18 protein-coding genes and 1 other annotated feature (1 of these 19 only partly in view) are annotated in these 22016 nt (G+C 28.2%); of the genes, 11 read left to right on the plus strand and 7 right to left on the minus strand.

The genetic code is table 11. The features are described from left to right. Window positions 1-185, plus strand: a binding site (T-box leader); it begins 68 nt to the left of the window's first position. A gap of 71 nt (window positions 186-256) precedes the next feature. Beyond that, on the plus strand, window positions 257-1465 hold the full coding sequence (gene tyrS, locus IC758_RS07605; RefSeq protein ID WP_227432906.1) for a tyrosine--tRNA ligase: 1209 nt from the start codon (window positions 257-259) through the stop codon (window positions 1463-1465). 56 nt (window positions 1466-1521) lie between these two features. Here tyrS and IC758_RS07610 read toward each other — a convergent pair whose 3' ends face one another. Next, window positions 1522-2403: a polysaccharide deacetylase family protein gene (locus IC758_RS07610; RefSeq protein ID WP_227482337.1), complete on the minus strand. Its 882-nt coding sequence runs from the start codon at window positions 2401-2403 to the stop codon at window positions 1522-1524. Window positions 2404-2773: 370 nt separating this feature from the next. Between IC758_RS07610 and IC758_RS07615 the strand changes: the two genes are divergently transcribed. The 5 genes from IC758_RS07615 to IC758_RS07635 all read left to right on the plus strand — a co-directional run bounded on the left by IC758_RS07615 (window position 2774) and on the right by IC758_RS07635 (window position 8077). After that, entirely contained in the window at window positions 2774-3718 is a 945-nt protein-coding gene (locus tag IC758_RS07615) for a DMT family transporter (protein WP_227831134.1), read from the plus strand. 223 nt (window positions 3719-3941) lie between these two features. Beyond that, window positions 3942-4487: an NADH peroxidase gene (locus IC758_RS07620; RefSeq protein WP_009889371.1), complete on the plus strand. Its 546-nt coding sequence runs from the start codon at window positions 3942-3944 to the stop codon at window positions 4485-4487. Window positions 4488-4587: 100 nt separating this feature from the next. Further along, on the plus strand, window positions 4588-5736 hold the full coding sequence (locus IC758_RS07625; RefSeq protein WP_227834586.1) for a DUF362 domain-containing protein: 1149 nt from the start codon (window positions 4588-4590) through the stop codon (window positions 5734-5736). A 52-nt stretch (window positions 5737-5788) separates the two neighbouring features. After that, entirely contained in the window at window positions 5789-7054 is a 1266-nt protein-coding gene (locus tag IC758_RS07630; RefSeq protein ID WP_227432910.1) for a dihydroorotase, read from the plus strand. A gap of 27 nt (window positions 7055-7081) precedes the next feature. After that, a complete protein-coding gene (locus IC758_RS07635; RefSeq protein WP_227432911.1) occupies window positions 7082-8077 on the plus strand; it encodes a GNAT family N-acetyltransferase in 996 nt (331 codons plus the stop codon). A gap of 179 nt (window positions 8078-8256) precedes the next feature. Here IC758_RS07635 and IC758_RS07640 read toward each other — a convergent pair whose 3' ends face one another. The 5 genes from IC758_RS07640 to IC758_RS07660 all read right to left on the minus strand — a co-directional run bounded on the left by IC758_RS07640 (window position 8257) and on the right by IC758_RS07660 (window position 13228). Beyond that, the gene (locus tag IC758_RS07640) at window positions 8257-9492 is read right to left on the minus strand and encodes an ABC transporter permease (protein WP_227432912.1); all 1236 of its coding nucleotides are present in this window, start codon (window positions 9490-9492) and stop codon (window positions 8257-8259) included. A gap of 2 nt (window positions 9493-9494) precedes the next feature. After that, on the minus strand, window positions 9495-10169 hold the full coding sequence (locus IC758_RS07645; protein ID WP_227482338.1) for an ABC transporter ATP-binding protein: 675 nt from the start codon (window positions 10167-10169) through the stop codon (window positions 9495-9497). Between the two features lie 7 nt (window positions 10170-10176). Then, window positions 10177-11409 (minus strand): efflux RND transporter periplasmic adaptor subunit, encoded by a 1233-nt coding sequence (locus tag IC758_RS07650; protein ID WP_227432914.1) that lies wholly within the window; start codon window positions 11407-11409, stop codon window positions 10177-10179. Window positions 11410-11525: 116 nt separating this feature from the next. After that, window positions 11526-12530: a HAMP domain-containing histidine kinase gene (locus tag IC758_RS07655; protein WP_227432915.1), complete on the minus strand. Its 1005-nt coding sequence runs from the start codon at window positions 12528-12530 to the stop codon at window positions 11526-11528. A 23-nt stretch (window positions 12531-12553) separates the two neighbouring features. Further along, a complete protein-coding gene (locus IC758_RS07660) occupies window positions 12554-13228 on the minus strand; it encodes a response regulator transcription factor (RefSeq protein ID WP_227432916.1) in 675 nt (224 codons plus the stop codon). 287 nt (window positions 13229-13515) lie between these two features. On the opposite strand from IC758_RS07660, the gene IC758_RS07665 reads away from it, so the two are divergent. The 3 genes from IC758_RS07665 to ggt all read left to right on the plus strand — a co-directional run bounded on the left by IC758_RS07665 (window position 13516) and on the right by ggt (window position 18009). Further along, window positions 13516-14283: an ABC transporter ATP-binding protein gene (locus tag IC758_RS07665; protein WP_227432917.1), complete on the plus strand. Its 768-nt coding sequence runs from the start codon at window positions 13516-13518 to the stop codon at window positions 14281-14283. After that, complete coding sequence (locus IC758_RS07670; RefSeq protein WP_227834584.1) at window positions 14270-16201, plus strand: ABC transporter permease; 1932 nt, start codon at window positions 14270-14272, stop codon at window positions 16199-16201. The genes IC758_RS07665 and IC758_RS07670 overlap by 14 nt, the downstream gene beginning before the upstream one ends. A 194-nt stretch (window positions 16202-16395) precedes the next feature. Then, window positions 16396-18009: a gamma-glutamyltransferase gene (gene ggt, locus IC758_RS07675; RefSeq protein WP_227834583.1), complete on the plus strand. Its 1614-nt coding sequence runs from the start codon at window positions 16396-16398 to the stop codon at window positions 18007-18009. A 138-nt stretch (window positions 18010-18147) separates the two neighbouring features. Here ggt and IC758_RS07680 read toward each other — a convergent pair whose 3' ends face one another. Then, on the minus strand, window positions 18148-18999 hold the full coding sequence (locus IC758_RS07680; protein WP_227823743.1) for a sulfurtransferase: 852 nt from the start codon (window positions 18997-18999) through the stop codon (window positions 18148-18150). Between the two features lie 628 nt (window positions 19000-19627). On the opposite strand from IC758_RS07680, the gene IC758_RS07685 reads away from it, so the two are divergent. Both IC758_RS07685 and gltA read left to right on the plus strand, forming a co-directional pair. Continuing rightward, complete coding sequence (locus IC758_RS07685) at window positions 19628-20521, plus strand: sulfide/dihydroorotate dehydrogenase-like FAD/NAD-binding protein (RefSeq protein WP_227482343.1); 894 nt, start codon at window positions 19628-19630, stop codon at window positions 20519-20521. Further along, the gene (gltA, locus tag IC758_RS07690) at window positions 20521-21915 is read left to right on the plus strand and encodes an NADPH-dependent glutamate synthase (RefSeq protein WP_227823744.1); all 1395 of its coding nucleotides are present in this window, start codon (window positions 20521-20523) and stop codon (window positions 21913-21915) included. Before IC758_RS07685 ends, gltA begins: the two co-directional genes overlap by 1 nt. The last annotated feature ends 101 nt before the right edge of the window (window positions 21916-22016 follow it).

A 22016-nucleotide genomic window follows, 5' to 3' on the forward strand; every position in this document is an offset into this window, starting at 1 on the left:
GAATAAATTGATTTAGTTTGAATACATCTTGGAGCAATATCTCTGAAAGATAACAACCACTAAGAGATATCGGAATAGTACACGTTATAGTACATGAGTAAACAAATTATACTCTACAGAGATTAATATCGTGAGATATTAGTGAACTAAGGTGGTAACACGTAAGCAATGCTTTCGTCCTTTTAATAGGATGAGAGCTTTTTTTATTATAAAAATAAAAATCATAGATTATATAAATATTTTAGGAGGAATGAAAATGAAATCAATAGACGAGCAAATGCGAATCATTATGAAAGGTGTAGACGACTTAATAGACGAAAAAGAGCTAAGAGAAAAACTTATTAAATCAGAAAAAGAAGGAAAACCTATGATAGTAAAATTGGGGTTAGATCCAAGTGCTCCAGATATACACTTAGGTCATACAGTAGTTCTTAGAAAGATGAAACAATTACAAGATTTAGGTCATCAAATAGTAATTATAATTGGAGATTTTACAGGTAAAATTGGAGACCCAACTGGAAAATCTAAAGCTAGAAAAGCTTTAACAACAGAGCAAGTTCTTGAAAATGCAAAAACTTATCAAGAACAAATATTTAAAGTTTTAGATAAAGAAAAAACTATTGTAAGATTTAATAGTGAATGGCTAGCTAAATTAAACTTTGAAGATGTAATAAAATTAGCTGCAACTATTACTGTTGCGAGAATGTTGGAAAGAGAAGATTTTAAGAAGAGATATGAAGGACAAATGCCAATATCAGTGCATGAATTTTTCTATCCATTGATGCAAGCATATGATTCAATAGCATTAGAAGCTGATATAGAGCTTGGTGGAACTGACCAAAGATTTAACTTATTAATGGGAAGATCTTTACAAAGAGAATTTGGTATGGAATCTCAAATAGTAATAATGATGCCTTTAATAGAAGGTTTAGATGGAAAAGAAAAAATGAGTAAGAGTTTAGGTAACTATATTGGAATAGATGAAGAAGCTGGAATAATGTACCAAAAATCTATGGAGATTCCTGATGAACTTATAGTTAAATACTATAATTTAGTAACTGATGTTCATCCTGATGAAGTTAATAAAATTGAAACTCAGTTAAAAGATGGTTCAGTAAATCCAAGAGATATAAAAATGAATCTAGCAAGAGAAATAGTAACTTTATACCATGGAGAAGAAGCTGCTAAAGAAGCTGAGGAAAGGTTTAAATCTGTATTCCAAAAAGGTCAAATACCTGAAGATATACAAACAATTCAAGTTAAACAAGAAGAATTTGATTTAATTGAAGTATTAGTTTCTAATGAGATTGTTAAAAGTAAGAGTGAAGTTAGAAGATTAGCATCTCAAGGTGGAGTAAAAGTAAATGGTGAGAAAGTGGAAGATTTAAGTACAGTTGCTAAAGAAAGCGAACTTGTTGTTCAAATAGGAAAGAAAAAATTTGTAAAAATAGAGTTAGTAAAGTAAAATAAAAGCAAGTTCGTTGGTTATATAAAAGTATAATCAATGAACTTGCTTTTTTATTATATTAAGGTTTTAAATTGGTAACCATTATCTTTAAAATATGTTATAATTTGGTCTAGTGCATTTACTGTTTCTTGCTTTCCATAAGTATCATGCATTAAAAGTACAACTATTTCTTTACCTTCAGAAGATTTCTTTGCATGTTCAAATAACTCTTGAGCATTTTTCTTTTTACCTTCTGCATCAGCATTTAGAGCATTCCAGTCTATTGATGCCATATTTTTTTCTTTTAAGTAGTTACCTAAAGGTTCCATATTTTTCCATGACATATATCCACCTGGGCATCTAACTACATGTGATGAAAAATTCTTTCCTAGAACTTTTTTCATGGCTTCATCTGTTTTATTAAGTTCATTTACAAATGTATCAAGATTTAGGCTTCTGCCAGGGTATAGTTTTTTGTAGTCATGAGAATATGAGTGATGAGCTATTGCATTTCCCTCATCAAATGTTCTTTTTAAAATTTCATTGGCACCTTTTCGTTCAAGAGAATCCCCCTTAATAAAGAAAGTTCCTTTAACATCGTGTCTTTTTAAGATATCTAGGACTTGTGGAGTATTAGTAGTAGATGGTCCATCATCGAATGTAAGGAATACTATTTTTTCTCCATTATTTGAATAGTCGTATTTGTTAAGTTTATCCCAAACTAATTTTGCGTCATATCCATATTCTTTTGCAGCTTCTTTTTTTGCACCAATGATAGGCTCATTTTTTTCTTTTTCAATTCTTTCTTTTTCTAATTTTTCAGCTTTAAGCTTTTCTTGAGTTTCTTTAATTTCTCTTTTCTTGGACATATCCGCCCATGCCATAGAAAAAATACCAATAACTATTACAACAATTATAGTAAGTGCCATAGTTTTCTTTTTTCTTTTTTTTACCATGATTTCAACATTCCCCCTTTTTGTCGAATTGTATCAAAAATATATTATAATTATATCGAAGAAAGTAGAAAAAGTAAACCGACAAAGTTGTAACTAAAATAACTAAAGTGTAACTTATACAACATTATTTGCATAATATAAAAGTATCCTAGATATTGAAATTATCTATAAAAAAATTTAATATAAGTAAAAAAAATATAAAAAAGGTAAAAATTTATTAAAAAGGTGTTTACAAAAAATGATTAATATATTAATGTTAAATAGTGGATATAAATCTAGATTTAAAATACTGAAAAAATTTACTATAACTATATAAATTTATAGTAATGCTTATAGAAAAACTCTCTTGCTGTTTAGGGGGTTTATAATTTTGCAAAAAAATAAAAAGGAGGGGGCTTTATTGAAAAAATACTTTGGAGAAATAGGACTAATATTCATAGCAATTATATGGGGAAGTGGCTTTGTAGCAACCCAATTTGCACTAGATGGTGGGCTTACACCTCTACAAATAATAACTATAAGATTTTTCTTGGCAGCTGTAATTATGAATTTATTATTTTTTAAACAAATTCGTGCCAATATGGGAAAGCATTTATTAAAAGCAGGAGGGCTTTTAGGAATATTTTTATTTTTAGCCTTTACAGTACAAACCATTGGACTTATGTACACTACACCATCTAAAAATGCATTTATAACAGCAGCAAATGTTGTAATAGTTCCATTCATAGGATTTATACTTTATAGAAGAAAACTAGATAAAATAGGATTAATAAGTAGTTTAGTAGCTCTTGTAGGTATAGGTATACTTTCTTTAGAGGCTGATTTCTCTATTAATTTTGGAGATTTATTAACACTGATATGTTCATTTGGATTTGCATTTCATATATTCTTTACTAGCGAATTTGCTAAAGATAACAATCCAATGGCATTAACAGCTATTCAATTTACTGTAGCATTTTTACTGTCTTTAGTAGTTCAGACATTTGCAGGACAGTTGAAAATGGAAGCTGAATTGTCTGGATATATGGGAACTATATATTTAGCTATATTTAGTACTTCAATAGGGTTTTTATTCCAAACTATATGTCAAAAGAGAGTTGATGGAACTAGAACAGCCATAATACTATCTACTGAAGCTATATTTGGGACTATATTTTCTATAATAATTTTAAAAGAACCTATTACAGCCAAATTAGTTATTGGTAGTATATTGATATTTGGTGCAATTATAACAGCAGAAACTAAATTATCATTTTTAAAAAGTAAAAAAGTAGAACTTAAAGAGTCAAAAGATTCTTCACTAGAAAGTATTTAAATAGACAATTGTTTCCTAATTAATCAAATAAAGTATATATTATGTAGAAATTTGACATCAAAACTTAGTTGATACCAATGTTTCAAAGTGATAAAATTAATTAGGAAATAAATTTTATTTTTAGTGTTTAAACTATAGTACATGGGGTATATATATTCTTGTAGCAAGTTATTAAACTTTAAAATAAAAATTTAATTAATATAAAATTGGGAGGAATTTAATTATGAAAAAATTTGTTTGTACAGTATGTGGATATATACATGAAGGAGATGCTGCACCAGCACAATGTCCAGTATGTAAAGTTGGAGCTGATAAATTCGAAGAAATGAAAGGTGAAATGGTTTGGGCTGACGAACATAGAATAGGAGTAGCTCAAGGTGTGGATGCAGAAATAATCGAAGGATTAAGAGCTAACTTTACTGGTGAATGTACAGAAGTAGGAATGTATTTAGCAATGAGTAGACAAGCTGATAGAGAAGGATATCCAGAAGTAGCAGAAGCATATAAGAGAATAGCTTTTGAAGAAGCTGAACATGCTGCTAAATTTGCAGAACTTCTTGGAGAAGTTGTAGTTGCAGATACAAAAGAAAACTTAAGAGTTAGAGTTGACGCTGAATATGGTGCAACTGATGGGAAATTAAAATTAGCTAAGAGAGCTAAAGAATTAGGATTAGATGCTATACATGATACAGTACATGAAATGTGTAAAGATGAAGCTAGACATGGTAAAGCATTCTTAGGATTATTAAATAGACATTTTGGAAAATAATAATTAAAAACATAGATTAAAAGGAGAAACTTTGGTTTCTCCTTTTTTAAATTATACAAAAAATATAAAAAAATCTTTGTAATAAAAGGGTGAAGATAATATGAAATCGGTATCTGTTAGAAGCTGTAAAAATTATGAGTATGAAAATGTAAGATTTTCTATTGAAAAAATTTTAGAGGACATTGGAGGGCTTAACAAGTTTGTAAAAGAAGGAAGTAAAGTACTTGTAAAACCAAATCTACTGATGAAAAAAAAGCCTGAAGAAGCTACAACTACTCATCCTATGGTAGTAAGGGTTGTATGCGAAAAGCTTTTAGAATTAAACTGTGATGTAGTAGTAGCAGATAGTCCTGGTGGACCATATAATCAAGCCTCTCTTAAAAGTATATATAAGACATCTGGAATTGAAAAGGTAGCAAATGATTTAGGTATCAAATTAAATTATGATGTTTCAGATGTTAAGATACATAGTGAAAAAGCGCATGCTCTTAAATATATGGATATTATTAAACCAGTAATAGATGCTGATTATGTAATAAATCTTTGTAAATTAAAAACACATGTGATGGCAACTTTTACTGGTGGAACAAAAAACTTATATGGATGTATAGCTGGATTAAAAAAAGCAGAAATACATTATAGATTTCCTACAGAGGAATTATTTTGTGAAAATGTACTTTTAGATATTTGTGATTATGTAAATCCGACACTGACAATTATGGATGGAATTGTAGGGATGGAAGGGGATGGTCCTTCAGCAGGAAACCCTAAAGAAATAGGTGTTTTATTAGCATCACAAAATCCATATGCTATAGATGTTGTTGCATGTAAGATTATAGGTTTGCTTCCAAATAAAGTTGCTACAATTAGAGGGGCTATTAAAAGAGAGTATATAAAAGAAGACTTTTTAGATATTGAGATTGTAGGAGAAGATATAAAGGATTTAATTATAAAAGATTATAAGGTACCAATTGTAAGTAAAGATTTAAGGCTATTTTCTGTAAAATTGCCAAAATTTTTAAATGAACCTATTTCAAAACTTATAACACCAAAGCCAGTGGTTAGATTTAAAGATTGTATAAAATGTGGAAAGTGCAAGGAAGCTTGTCCTGCAAATACCATAGAGATAGGGAATAGAGGTGCTCTTATAGATTTAAATAAATGTATAAGATGTTACTGTTGTCATGAACTTTGTCCTAAAAAGGCTATTGATGTCAAACGTAATTTTGTATTTAAGTATGTAAAATAATGTATAATATTATATGAGTCTATATAAATGAAAATTATAAAGGAGAAATAACATGATTTTAATTAAAAATGGTAGAGTGATAGACCCTAAGAGTCAAAGAGATGAGAAAATAGATTTAATTATAAAAGAAAATAAAATCTATAAAATAGGTAATTTTGATGAAAATGATGAATTTGAAAAAATAATAGATGCTAGTGGGAATATAGTTGCACCTGGATTAGTAGATGTACATGTACATTTTAGAGACCCAGGATTTACATATAAAGAAGATATAGATAGTGGAGCTAAATCTGCAGCTAGAGGTGGATTTACAACAGTTATATGTATGGCAAATACTGACCCAATTGTAGATAATGAAGATACTTTTAACTATGTGAAGGAAAAAGCAAAAAATGCATGTATAAATGTTTTACAAGCAGCAGCTATAACAAAAGGTTTTGAAGGTAAAGAGTTAGTGGATATGGAAAATCTTAAAAAGGCTGGAGTTCCAGGATTTACTGATGATGGATTACCTTTAATGGATAGCAGTCTAATTATGGAAGCAATGATTAAGGCAAAAGAGTTAGATGTACCACTTAGTTTTCATGAAGAAGACCCTTCTTTAGTTGGAAATCCTGGCGTAAATGCAGGAAAGATAGCTTCAGAGCTTGGTCTAAAAGGTGCATCGAATGTAGCAGAAGATGTAATGGTTGCTAGAGATTGCATGTTAGCACTAAAAACTGGTGCTAAGATTGATATACAACATATAAGTTCTGGGGTTTCTGTTGATATGGTTAGATTTGCAAAATATCTTGGAGCAAACGTAGTTGCAGAAGCTTCACCACATCACTTTACACTGACTGAGGAAGATGTATTAGAGTTTGGAACAAATGCAAAAATGAATCCGCCTTTAAGAACTAAGTGGGATAGAGATAAGATTATAGAAGGGTTAAATGATGGTACTATTGAGATAATAGCAACAGACCATGCACCTCATAGTAAAGAAGAAAAAGATAGAGAGTTTATAAAAGCTCCAAGTGGTATTATAGGGCTTGAAACTTCGTTGTCTCTTGGAATAACAAACTTAGTATATAAAAATCATCTTAGTATGATGCAGTTAATAGAAAAAATGTCTACAAATCCTGCAAAACTATACAATTTAAATGTTGGTTTTATAGAAGAAGGAGCAGTAGCAGATATTGTTATATTTAATCCTGAAGAAGAATGGATAGTTGAAGATTTTGCTTCTAAAGCTGACAATTCCCCATTTAGAGGTAAATCTCTATATGGGAAAGTTAATTATACTATATGTAATGGAGAAGTTGTATACAACGCTTAAGGTTGTGTTTTAAGGGTGGTGAATACAGTGATTGAAAGCAAAAGATTATATATTAGACAAATGAATCATAGTGATTTTAAGGAAATAAGTAAAATGTTACAAGATTCAGAAGTAATGTATGCATGGGAACATGCTTTTTCTGATGAAGAAGTTACAGAATGGATTGATAGAAATATACAGAGATATAATAATGATGGATATGGATATTTTATTGTTATAGATAAGTATATAGATAATGTAGTGGGGCAAATAGGCCTTATAAAACAGGACATAGGGTTAGGAATAGGTTATATAGTAAAAAGAGAATATTGGAATCAAGGTTATGCTACAGAAGGTGCTACTATATGTATAGATTATGCTATTAGAAACTTAAATGTAGATACTTTAGTAGCAGATATCAGACCTGAAAATATAGCATCTATAAATGTGGCAAAAAAACTAGGTATGAAGAAAATATCTGAGTGCGACAAGATTTATAGAGGACAAGTAATGAAACATGATGTCTACCAATTAAAAGTAACAGGATTAACTACAAAAATTGTTGAAATAGTAGATTATAATCCAAATTGGAAGTATGAGTTTGAAAAATTAAAATCTACACTAGAAAAGACTCTAGGTAATTCGATTTTGAAAATAGAACATGTTGGTAGCACATCTGTTGAAGGGCTTTCTGCAAAACCTAGATTAGATGTTGATATAATAATTGGAGATTATAGCTACTTAAATGATGTTGTCAGTAAACTAAAAAAATTAGGGTATAAACATCTAGGCAATTTAGAAGTAGAAGGAAGAGAAGCATTTTCTTATGAGACAACTAGTTTCATGGAGCATAATTTATATGTATGTCCTAAAGATGGGAAAGGATATTTAGAGCATATTAAATTTCGAGAGTATTTGAGACTAAATCCAGATAAGGTTAAAGAATATTCTGACTTAAAAAAGAAGCTAGCAAAACTTTATAGGTATGATGTTAACTCTTATTGTGATAACAAAACAGATTTCATAAGAGGCATAATAGATTAGATATTAATATTAAAAATATTTAAAGCAAATAATTCATTAGTAATTTTGAAAATAACAATGCACTATTATATTTGATTTGAAAAAGATTAAGTTCTTAATCTATCATATATAATAGTGCATTAAATATTTAAGCATGTTTTAGAAAACAATTTAAAAATAATAACTTATTAATGGAAATACTATTTATAAATTGCCTTTATAGGGTCTAGTTTAGAGGCTTTAAAGGCTGGTATTAAACCAAATACAACTCCAGTTAATATAGTAGCCAAAATAGCATAAAGTAAGCTATTTAAGCTAGGAATTGCTTCAAATCCAATGTATTTAGAAACATAGTTAGTAGCAATAAATCCAACTATAGTTCCTAAAATTCCTCCACATACCGTTATAAAAACAGCTTCAACTAAAAATTGAAATAATATAGACCTAGGTTTTGCACCAATAGCACGTCTTATACCAATCTCTCTTTGTCTTTCCATAACTGATACATACATTATATTCATTACACCAATACCACCAACAAACATTGCAACTACAGTTATTATAGATACATATTTATTGACATTAGAATTGATGCTTTCAAGATAAGCTGTTTGTTCAGTTGGGTCTGGTGTAGTATAAGAACCATTGATACCAGGATGCATTTCATATAGTTTAGCTATAATATTGTTTGCAACTTCATTCACATTATATCCTTTAGAACAAACTAAGTCTAACTGATAAATTTCAGTGGAGTAAGAGTTTTGACTCATTAGACTATCAAAAGCTTTTTTAGGTATAAGAGAAGTTATAAATTGCATATCTTGATAACCTCCTAAAAATCCTCCAGCTTGTTGTTGGTTAGAAGAATCATCCAATACTCCAATTATTTCAAATATAGTTCCATTTACATTAATACCATGGCCTAAAGCGTCTTCTGGATTTTCAAAAATTTCACTTGCACTTTGCTGTGTAAGTAGAATTACCTTTCTTTTTTCATCATCCAAGGAAAAATCTCTACCACAGATTAAATTTATTTTTGAATCTTTTTTTACTGGTCCAACTTCCACATAAGTCGTTTTTTTATCAAAAGATGCCTCAGAAGAATAAGTTGAATCAAGATTAAATCCATCTCTTGCAGGAGCAATTCTTTCTACACCTTCAACAAATGATAATTCTTCTAAATCTTTTGCATTGAATGGCTTTAAAAATATACTCATATCATTGGTAAGACCTGTGTTATCAGCTGATTCAAATGAAATAGTAGTTTTATTAGGATTAGCGTTATTTACAGATTTCTTGATTTCTTTTTGAAATCCATTACCTATAGAACTAACAAGTATTACTGAAGTTATTCCTATAATAATCCAAAGTAAAGCTACAAAGACACGAAGCTTGTGCCCCTTTAAATTAGCCAAAGAATTTTTTAATAAGCCCATGATTACACCTCCGAAGTAAACACACCATCTTTAAGTCGTATGACCTTAGTTGCATACTTAGTCAAATCCTGATCATGTGTAACCATTATTATAGTCTTGCCTTGTTCATTAAGTTCTGTCAAAAGTTCCATAATTTCCCTGCTAGTTTCACTATCCAATGCTCCAGTTGGTTCATCAGCAAAGATTATTTGAGGGTCATTTGCCAAACAACGTGCAATAGCTACACGTTGTTGCTGACCACCAGATAATTGAAGAGGTTTTTGTTTGATTTTATCTAAAAGCCCAACAGATTTTAGTTTGCTCTTAACAATTTCTTCTCTTTCAGATTTTTTTAATATTTTATTGTAAATTAGAGGTAGCTCTACATTTTGATATATATTTAAAGTTTCTATTAAATTAAATTGTTGAAAAACAAAACCAATATTGATATTTCTAAAAACAGAACGCTCATTTTCACTGAGATTAGTTACATCTGTGCCATCAAATATATATCTTCCTTCGTCAAACACATCAAGAAAACCTAAGATGTTAAGTAAAGTGGTTTTACCACTACCAGATTTACCCATTATCATGACAAATTCTCCAGATTCAATTTCTAAATTTAAGGATTTTAAAACATGTAATTCATCTTTCCCTACTTTGTAATATTTTTGAATATTTTCTAATTTAATTAACATATGTAAATTAATTCACATCCATATTAACTTCTTTTAAATTTTTGTCTGGAGTAGCATCTCCATTATTATTAGAGCCAGCAGTTACACCATCACCTTGAACTGGGTCTCCTTCTTTCATTTCTTTAGTAGGGTATTTTATTACTATATCACCTTGTTCAAGACCGCCTCTAATTACAGCAAAGTCATTATTTTTACTTGCAACATCTACAATTTGTTTTTTCAAGATTCCATCTAAGTCTTTAAATACATATGAGTGCTTTTTATCCTTAAGTACACAAGATGCTGGTATTTTAAAGCTTGAGTTAGCTACTTCAAGTGATGCTTGAAGATGGAATCCATTTGTCAACCCTTCTTGGTTATCAAATGCTATGTTTATATCATAATAAGATAAAGTACTTTGTTGAGCTCCCATCTCGCTACTTGGAGTAGATGGCTTATCAGATATAAAACTTATTCTACCAGTAAGATTTTGGTCAGTTGAGAAAACTAATATATTAACCATTTGGTCAATTTTCATCTTAGGTAAATCTTGTTCACTTGCTTGCCCCTTCATATAAAACTCTAGACCTTGAATAGTCATAAATGAAGCTGGTTGGTCTGGATTTCCAGTTTGGTCATTTAAATATACAGTACCATCAAAAGGAGCAGTAGTTCTATCATATGCTTTCTTATCTAAAGAAGCTATCTGAGAGTTTAAAGCTGTTATTTGTGCATTTATAGAAGCTATAGCATCTCTATTTTCATCAATATTTGCAAGTGATATCTTTTGTTTTTTATATTGGCTAAGTTGTGATTTTAGACTATCTATTTCTGATATTATAGTTGGATTTTTAGCAGTAAAAAGAAGGTCTCCTTGATTTACCTTTTGACCATTTGTAACATTTACATCACTTAACTCATAATCTCCAGAAATATTAAAGTCTTTAGTTTGCTTAGGAACAACCATACCATTTATAAATATTTTTTCGTTTTCTGGAATAGTGTATGTTTCTATGAAGTTTTCATTAGTTTGTAATTCAGTATTTTTTGAATCGACATAAGCAAGTACCCCTAATATTAAAAGTATGATTATCACGATTCCTGCATAGATTTTAAATCTCTTGTTTTTAAAAGGATTATTTTTAAAACCTTTATTTTTAGCTTTGAAATTATTACTTCCAAAGCTAGTATTTTTAAAGCTATTACTCTTAAAGCTACTATTTCTAAATTTTTTATTTTTAAATTTTTTTAGAAAAGACATGTTTTCCTCCTTTGTATAAAAACTACTTATTATATACTGGGATGTACATATAGAATCATTATAAGAAGCATGTTGAATATAAGTCAAATGAAAATAACTTATCAATATATAAGATACTATAGATAATCTTTGAATGTAATAGTAATTTTTGTATATTGATTGTACTCTGAATCTACATCAATTTTATGGCCAAGTTTGTCACAAAGTTCTTTTACTAAATAAAGACCAAGCCCTGTAGATTTAGTGTTATTTCTTCCATTATTACCTGTAAATCCCTTATTGAATATTCGATTTAAATCTTCCTTTTTTATACCACAGCCAGTATCTTCCACCCTTAATTGTAAATAATTTTTGTGGGTTTTGCAATAGATAGATATATTATCTTCTATTGAGGCATATTTTAGGGAATTATTTAATAATTGCTCGAATATGAAGTGAAGCCATTTTTCGTCTGATAAAACTGTATAATTCAAATTATTTAAGTTTAAAATTATTTTTTTTGAGATAAAATATTTTGAATATTTTCTTATAATATCTCTAAGAATATTTTCAATATTTACTTCTTGAATCAAAAAATCTTTATGAAAATCTTCAAGTCTAGATAAATATAAAATTCTTTCAACAGAATTTTCAATTCTAAATATCTCTTTATCAATATCATCTGAAATTTTTTCTTCGATTAAATCTTCGTTTTGTTCAAGTACTAGTTTAATTATTGCTATAGGTATTTTTATATCATGTACCCACATACTCATAATTTCTTTATTTTCTTCAAATTTCTTAGTATTGATATCTATTATATCATCACACTGGTTTTGATAACCTTTAATTATATCCAAATATATTTTTTCTTCATTTGTACATTTAACTAATTCTATATCATTAGTACTAACTTTGAATGTATTATTTTTAATTTTCTCTAAAAATCTATTTTTCTTAATGTAGCCAGTAAGTATATATATAAATGAAAATACTATATTTACAATTAATATGTATACAATAGTATCTACTAAGAGAGCATCAATAGGAGAAAATATAATAACTGCTATCGTAAAAAGTAAGAAACCAAAGTTGTATACTAAAAATTCGAGTTTATCTTTGAGAAAATCTTTAAAACTCATAAATTCACCTACTTAAAACTATTTTAACTGATTATATAACCTAATCCTCTTTTAGTTTCTATAAAGTCTTCCAATCCAATTTCACTTAATTTTGAACGTATTCTGTTTACATTAACAGTGAGAGTATTATCATCTACAAACCAATCATTATCCCATAATTTTTTCATAAGTTTATTTCTACTAACTATTTTACTTTTATTCCTCATAAGTTCATGAAGAATTTTAATTTCATTTTTGGTTAGCTCAATAGTACTATCTTTATAACATATAGTTGCAGTTGATAAATCCAAAGTAACCCCATTATGGACAATTTTATTTGAATTATTATCAACAAAATTATAAGTTCTTCTTAAAAGAGCATTTACTTTAGCTATTAAAACATCTATAGAAAATGGTTTTTGTATATAATCATCTGCGCCTAGATTTACACCCATTATCACATCCATATTAGAATTTCTTGAAGAAATAAATATTATTGGAACTTTGGAAATTCTTCTTATCTCATTACACCAATGAAATCCATCATAAAATGGAAGATTTATATCTAATAAAACCAATTGTGGTTTATAATGCTTAAATTCTTCTATTATGTTTTCAAGATTTTCTATTTGATAGACAATATGTCCCCATTTAGAAAGACAATCTGCTATTTGATGTTTTAATGAAACATCATCTTCAATTACCATTATTTTAAACATTTTTACCTCCTAATCCAGAATAGTTATATTAACATAACTATATTTTACTTGATAAGTTCAAACATTTCTACCTTATAATTTAAAATAATTATATTAATATAACTATATTTTACTTGACAAATTATATTTTAAATATAATTCTAGTAAAAAGGAAGAAATATAATTAATACTTACAGAAATGTAACATTATATTAATATAAGTAAATGGTTAAAAACTACTTTAATATATATAATATATTTATAAGAATTGGAAAATGAGCAATTATGTTGAGGAGTGGTAAGTAATTATGGAAGAAATATTAATTGTTGAAAATATAAAAAAAGAGTATGGTAGAAAAGGCTCAAAATATGAAGCTTTAAAGGGAATAAGTTTTAAAGTTTATAAAGGCGAATTTGTAGGTATTATGGGTTCATCTGGAGCTGGAAAATCAACTCTTTTGAACATTATTTCTACAATAGATTTGCCTTCATCAGGAAATGTTTATATAGAGAATAAGAATATTATTAAAATGAAACAAAATAAATTAGCCGACTTTAGACGTGATAATCTTGGATTTGTATTTCAAGACTCTAACCTTTTAGATACATTAACTATAAAAGAAAATATAATGCTACCTCTTTCTTTAAAAAATGAAAAAGTATCAGTAATAGAAAGTAGAATAAAAGAAGTTTCAAAATCACTAAATATAGAATCAGTATTAGATAAATATCCTAATGAAGTCTCAGGTGGACAAAAACAAAGAGGCGCTGTTTGTAGAGCAATAGTAACAAAACCATCATTAATACTTGCAGACGAGCCTACAGGAGCATTAGATTCTAAATCTGCAAGGGATTTATTAAATTCTCTAGTAAAATTAAATAAAGATAACGATTCAACAATATTAATGGTAACACATGATGCTATAAGTGCAAGTTTTTGTAGTAGAATACTCTTTATAAAGGATGGAATAATCTTTACAGAACTTATAAAAGGAGAAAGCACAAAAGAATTCTATAATAAAATACTAAATACAGTTTCCTTAATTGGAGGAGTTAATAAAAATGAGTTTATTTAAAATTGCTATAAAAAATATAAAAAAGAACTTTTTAAGCTATTTTATGTACTTCGTTTCAATTGTATTTAGTGTATTTATATTCTTTAGTTTCAAGTCAATAGAGTACAATGAAGCCTTAAATTTACTTGGTAGAAAAACTAAAATAGGTATTAATACAAGTTCAATTGTAATAGTGGTATTTGTTTTTTTGTTTATATATTATTCAAATTCATTTTTCTTTAATAGACGTAGGCAAGAGATAGGTACTTATAGCTTGATTGGAATGAGAAAAAATCAGATAGGCAGAATATTTTTATATGAAACTTTTTTGATGGGAATCTTTGCAATATTAATAGGAATATCTTTAGGTTTTTTATTTTCAAAGCTTATGACAATGATTCTTGTAAAATTAATGAAAGAGATTATAGTAGTAAAGATGACTTTAAGTATAAGGGCTTTAATTCAGACATTAGGAATATTTTTAATAATATTTGTAGTAATTGGAATGAGAAATATTATAGTTATTAGGAATAAAAAAATTGTAGAGTTATTTAAGAAGTCACCAGAAAAATATACAAATAAAAGATTTATAAAGCTAAAGGGAACTCTTGGAGTTTTACTGATAGTATTTTCTTATTTAATGTCAGTTAGTCATTTCATTGTTGAAAACATAATGTTTTCAGCTTTTATATTAATTACAATAATACCAGGTACTTTTTTATTTTTTTCATCAATAATGTCGATAATTATAGATGTTGCTAAGAAGAAAAAAAGTTTTTATTACAAGGGAAGAAATCTAATTGCATTTTCAGAACTTGGATTCAAATTAAAGAATAATAGCAGAGTATTGGCAATAATAGCAATATTAATAGCTACAAGTGTAACTATGTTAGGATTTACAATATCAATTTATTACGATATAGATAGAAATATAAATGAAAACTACAAGTATAGTTATACTATAAATGCAGAAAATTCTCTTGTAAATAATGAAATCGATAAGCTGCTATATAAATATAAAGAAGATGATAAGGTGCTTTTTGATAAGACAGTAGCGTTTATAAGTAGAGATGTAAATTTTAAATTGTATTATAAAAAAGGAGGAGTTTATAGAGAAAATACAGTGATTGTAGATTTTATTAAAGAAAGTGATTTTAAGAAATTAAGACAATATCAAAACACTAATTATGAAGAATTAACTTCAGAAGAGCATGTATATTATGTTTCAGATTCATATAAGAGAATGTTTCTTAAAAGTACTGGTACTCAAAAAATAGATGTATACATTAAAGAAAAAGAGAAGATGAATTTATTTACAGTTCAAAAAAATATTTTAGAGCCAGAAATAAATTTACAATCAACATTTGATTTAATTGTGGTAAAAGATAACATATTTAATAGATTAAAATCAGGAGGAGAATCGAGATTATTAAGATTAATTGATATAAAAAATGAAAAAAAAGAGTTTGATATGTCTTTAAGATTAAAAAATATAGTTGATAAAAATATGGAATCAACTTATCCTTTTAATTTTACATCAAATGTCGAAAACTATAATGATTTAATTAGAGTAAGTGGTCTTATGTTATTTATAGGTATATTTCTATCTGTAGTATTTCTTTTGTGTACAGGAAGTATAATTTTATTTAAGCAATTATCAAATATATATGATGATAAAGAACGATATATTATGCTAAAAAAACTTGGGGCAAATAATCAAGATATTGAGAAAATAATATCAAGACAATTAAAAGTTGTATTTTTGTTGCCATTAATTGTAGGTACAATTCATAATTTATTTGCTATGTCAATTGCTCAAAAATTTATAACTAGGCCATTGCTTATACCAATTATTACAACACTAGCCATTTATTATATAGGTTATTTTATATATTATTTTATAACATTAAAATACGCTCAAAATATGATAATAGATTAAGTTGTAGAGTATTTTTTACTTAATAAGAATTAAATACTAAAAACAAGATAGCTTATCTAATCAAAACAAAAAAATATTATAATAATGTAATTAAGTCTTGGAAAAAGTTTGTATTTTGTATCAGTTGTATTAATTAATGTTATATAATAAATTTAAGGAAAATATAAAATAAAAATGACAAGGAGTTGAAAATTATGATGTTTGATGCTCATCAACATAAATATCCATCAATAAGAAATGTTATATATGCTAAAAATGGAGCAGTTGCAACTTCAACACCATTAGCTTCTCAAGCTGGGCTTGAAATACTAAAAAAAGGTGGAAATGCTGTGGATGCAGCAGTTGCAACTGCTGCTACATTATCTGTAGTTGAACCTACAAGTAATGGAATTGGAGGAGACGCATATGCTCTTGTTTGGATAGAGGAAGAAAAACGATTATATGGACTAAATTCTAGCGGTTTTGCTCCAGAAAGAATGGAATTAAAAAATTACAAGAACATGAAAGAAATGCCAAAGTATGGATTTGGAGCAGTAACTGTACCTGGAATACCTGCAGCTTGGGCAGAATTAAATAAAAAGTATGGAAAACTTAGTCTACTAGAATGTTTATCTCCAGCAATTAAATATGCAAGAGAAGGATATGTTGTTTCTCCTAATGTATCAAAAGTATGGAAAAAATCCTATGAACTATATGAAAAAGAATTTGTTGGAGAAGAATTTAAGTCATGGTTTGAGACGTTTTCTAAGGATGGTAAAGCTCCAGAAGCTGGTGACATATTTGTATGTGAAGAGCATGCTAATACATTAGAAGAAATAGCCAATACACAAGCTGAAAGTTTTTATAGAGGTAGACTAGCAGATAAAATAGATGAGTGTTCTAGAAAGTTTGAGGGAGCTATAAGAAAAAGTGATTTAGCGAGTTTTTATCCAACTTGGGTAGAACCTATAAGTACAGAATATAAAGGATATAAAATATTTGAAATTCCACCGAATGGACATGGAATAACAGTCCTAATGGCATTAAATATATTAAAAGAATTGGACATAAAAGGAGATATAGAAAATGTAGATGACATACATAAGATTATAGAAAGCTTAAAACTGGCTTTTGCAGATTCTAAAACTTATGTAACTGATATAGAACATATGAAAGTAAAGGTTCAGGAATTATTAAGTCAAGATTATGCAAAAAAGAGAAGTTTATTGATTGATAATGAAAAAGCTTTATACCCAAAAGAAGGAGAACCATATTGTGGTGGAACTGTATATCTTTGTACTGCTGACAAAGATGGAAATATGGTTTCATATATACAGAGTAATTATATAAATTTTGGTTCTGGGATAGTAATACCAAACACTGGTATTGCACTACATAGTAGAGGTAATAATTTTAACTTAGACCCTAAACACCATAATGTAGTAAAACCATTTAAAAAACCTTATCACACAATAATACCTGGTTTTTTAGGTAAAGATGATAAGGCAATAGGTCCATTTGGTGTAATGGGTGCTTTTATGCAACCACAGGGACATCTTCAAGTATTAACGAGTATGATAGACTTTGGTTTAAACCCTCAAGAGGCATTAGATGCTCCAAGATGGCAGTGGATAAAAGGTAAAGAGATAGAAGTTGAATCAGAGATGCCAAGACAGATGGTAGATGCTCTTATTGAAAAAGGTCATGAGATAAAAGTAATTTATGATAATGTTGATATGGGTAGGGGACAAATAATCTTCAAAACAGAGCAAGAAAGTTATGTTTGTGCAACAGAGTCAAGATGTGATGGTCATGTTGCAGTTTATTAATATTGTAAACTAAATTTATATTTAATGACTAAAGGAATCTATATGAAATGATGATAATAAAAGGCGAAAGTCTACAATGACTAACGCCTTTATAAAAAACTAAGATATATAATATGCTAGATTTATTTATTATTAACTTTATTCTTGTCCAGTTTTAACTTCGTTGTCATCATAGCTAATCCAGTCACTAAAGCTACCAACATAAATCTTATGGGGCATATTAAGTTCTCTAAGTGCAAGGCTGTTAACACAAGCAGATATTCCTGAACCACAAGACAAAATTATTTCTTCATAATTGTTTAAATCCTTAAAGAAGTCTTTTAAAAATTCAGTATCTTTAAGTGAGCCATTTTCAAAATCACCTTTTATTAAATCCTTGCAAAAGTAATTTTTTGCACTAGGTATATGGCCAGCTTTTGAATATGCAGGTTCAACTAAACCTTGGTATCTTTCATTAGCACGACAATCTATAATCACAGTATTTTTGTCATATAATTTAGACTTAACATATTCCATTGGAACAACTAAACTGTCATTTACATTAGGCTTAATTTTTTTGTCTGTACAGTTTGGAATATTTATTTTTTCTTCTAATTCTCCACCTTCTTTTACAAAAGCTGTTATTCCACCATCTAATACATAGACATTTTCAAGACCTAAGTGTTTTAATTGGAAGAATAGTCTACAAGCACCATTTAAATCTCCATCATCATAAGCTACAATTGTAGTGTAATTATCAACACCCATTTTTTCTAACTTTTCTTTTAATATAAAAGGGTCTTGTAAAGGATTTTTACCGCCATGTTCTTTTGTAGGAGATGATAAATCCTTGTCTATATCCAAGATAAAGCTACCTTTTATATGTCCTTTTTTATAAGAATCAATACCATAAGTTCTATTGATAAGGTCAAATCTACAATCTATAACAACTAGATTATCATTATGTTCTAATTTAGATATAAGTTCTTTTGCAGAAATAATATTTTTCAAAAAACAAACCTCCTATTTTTAATTATTTTTATGTGTATTCATAATAATTATTAACTTTATAAATTAATATTATTATAAATTATTACATAAGTAAATAAATCTTTAGAAAATATAAAAATTTTATATAAAAATTCAAATAATTAATGAATATTAAAAATTTTAGATATATAATAAAATAAGAGTATATTTTAGTTTATATAAAAGCTGGTATTGCAATAGATTAAAGCCTTATACATGTTTAGTTTTTAAAGAAATCTGAGTTATTATGAAAACCTAGGTTAATTTATTAAACAAATAATTGAATAAAAAAAATTTATTATGTATTTATAAAATTTTTGTTACAAATTTGGCATAATATAGTATACTTTAAGTGTGTATTAGGTTAAATCTATAACAAATTATACGTATAATATGGGTTTTAATATTTGTTGGAATTTAAACGTAATTTGTTAATATCAACTATTTGTAATTTGGGCAGTTATAATTATTTTACAGGGGGGATGTCCAATACAAAACATTTAATCGAGAACTAATATTGTATTATAATTAGAGTTATAGTTTTGTGTGTTTATGTTTTAATTAAATTTAAAGTGGGAAAAATATATTTGTTAGAATGGAGAATAGCGAGATGAGTAATAAAATAGTTAGTAAGAGACAATTAACAGATAGTATTTATTTGATGGAAATAGAGGCTCCTAGAGTTGCAAAATCTTCTCAGCCTGGTCAATTTATAATAATTAAAAATGATGAAAAGGGAGAAAGAATTCCTCTTACAATAGCTGATTATGATAGAGAAAAAGGAACAGTAACTATCGTATTCCAAACAGTTGGTGCTTCAACTAAGAAATTAGCAATGTTTGAAGAAAACGATTTTGTAATGGACTTTGTAGGGCCATTAGGACAAGCAAGTGAATTCATACATGAAGATATAGAAGAATTAAAAAATAAAAAAATCCTATTTGTAGCTGGTGGAGTAGGTTCTGCTCCAGTGTATCCACAAGTTAAATGGTTTAAAGAGAATGGATTAGATGTAGATGTAATAATTGGTGCAAGAACTAAAGAATTAATCATATTAGAAGATGATATGAGAAAAGTAGCTAAAAATGTATACATATCAACAGATGATGGTACATATGGATTTGATGGAAGAGTTACAGATTTATTAAAAGATTTGGTTGATAATCAAGGCAAAAAATATGACCAAGCAATAGTAATTGGACCAATGATAATGATGAAATTTATGTGTCAATTGACTAAAGAATTAAACATACCTACTATAGTAAGTTTAAATACAATAATGATTGATGGAACAGGTATGTGTGGTGGTTGTAGAGTTAGTGTTGGAAATGAGACTAAGTTTGCATGTGTAGATGGTCCTGAATTTGATGGACATTTAGTTGATTTTGACCAAGCTATGAGAAGACAATCTATGTACAAAACTCAAGAAGGAAGAGCTATGTTAAAACTTGAAGAAGGCGATAGTCATCATCATAGTAATTGTGGATGTGGAGGTAACAAATAATGGATGCTAAAAAAGTAAAAGTACCAGTTAGAGAACAAGAACCTGCTGTAAGAGCAGCAAACTTTGATGAAGTATGTTTAGGATACAATAAAGAAGAAGCTATGGCGGAAGCTAATAGATGTCTAGGATGTAAAAAACCAAAATGTGTAGGTGGATGTCCAGTAGGAATTGATATCCCAGGATTTATAACAAAAATTAAAGAAGATGATATAGAAGGTGCTGCTAAAGTAATAGCCAAGAGTAGTTCACTACCTGCTGTTTGTGGTAGAGTATGTCCACAAGAAAGTCAATGTGAAGGTGTATGTATACTTGGAATAAAATCAGATGCAGTATCAATAGGAAAATTGGAAAGATTTGTAGCAGATTGGTCAAAAGAAAATGATATAAACTTATCTGATACAGAACCTAAGAAAAATCAAAAAGTAGCTGTAATAGGAAGTGGACCAGCAGGTCTTGCTTGTGCTGGTGACTTAGCTAAAAAAGGCTATGATGTAACAATATTTGAAGCAATGCATGAACCAGGTGGAGTTTTAACTTATGGAATACCTGAATTTAGACTTCCAAAACAAGCTGTTGTTCAACCTGAAATAGATAATATAAGAAAATTAGGTGTAAAAATAGAAACTAATGTAATTGTTGGTAAAACAATAACAGTAGATGAACTTATAGAAGATGAAGGATTTGAAGCTATATTCATAGGTTCAGGAGCTGGTCTTCCTATGTTTATGAATATACCAGGAGAAAATGCTAATGGAGTATTTTCTGCAAATGAGTTTTTAACTAGAGTAAACTTAATGAAAGCTTATAGAGATGATTATGATACACCTATTAGTTCTGGTAAAAAAGTTGCTGTAGTTGGTGGTGGAAATGTTGCTATGGATGCTGCTAGAACTGCATTAAGATTAGGTTCAGAATCATATATAGTTTATAGAAGAAGTGAAAAAGAGCTTCCAGCGAGAGCTGAAGAAGTACATCATGCAAAAGAAGAAGGAATTATATTTAATACATTGACAAATCCTAAAGAAATTTTAGTAGATGAAAATGGATATGTTAAAGGTATGGTTTGTATAAGAATGGAATTAGGAGAACCAGATGATTCTGGAAGAAGAAGACCTATAGAAATAGAAGGTTCTGAATTTGTACTTGATGTAGATACAGTTATAATGTCACTTGGAACAAGTCCAAATCCATTAATATCTTCTACAACAAAGAGCCTTGATATAAATAAGAGAAGATGCTTAATAACAGATGAAAATGGTCAAACTTCTAAAGAAGGTGTATTTGCAGGTGGAGACGCTGTTACTGGAGCAGCAACAGTAATATCTGCAATGGGTGCTGGTAAAACTGCAGCAGCTTCAATAGATGAATATTTAAAAGCAAAAGTTAATGCTTAATTTGTAAATTAAATATACCAAGTTAGAATAATCTCTAGCTTGGTATATTTTTTTGAAAAATTATATAATAAAGTCATAGTTACTATTGTAATATTTACTAT

It is taken from the genome of Clostridioides sp. ES-W-0016-02, from assembly GCF_020641035.1.
Taxonomy (GTDB): domain Bacteria; phylum Bacillota; class Clostridia; order Peptostreptococcales; family Peptostreptococcaceae; genus Clostridioides.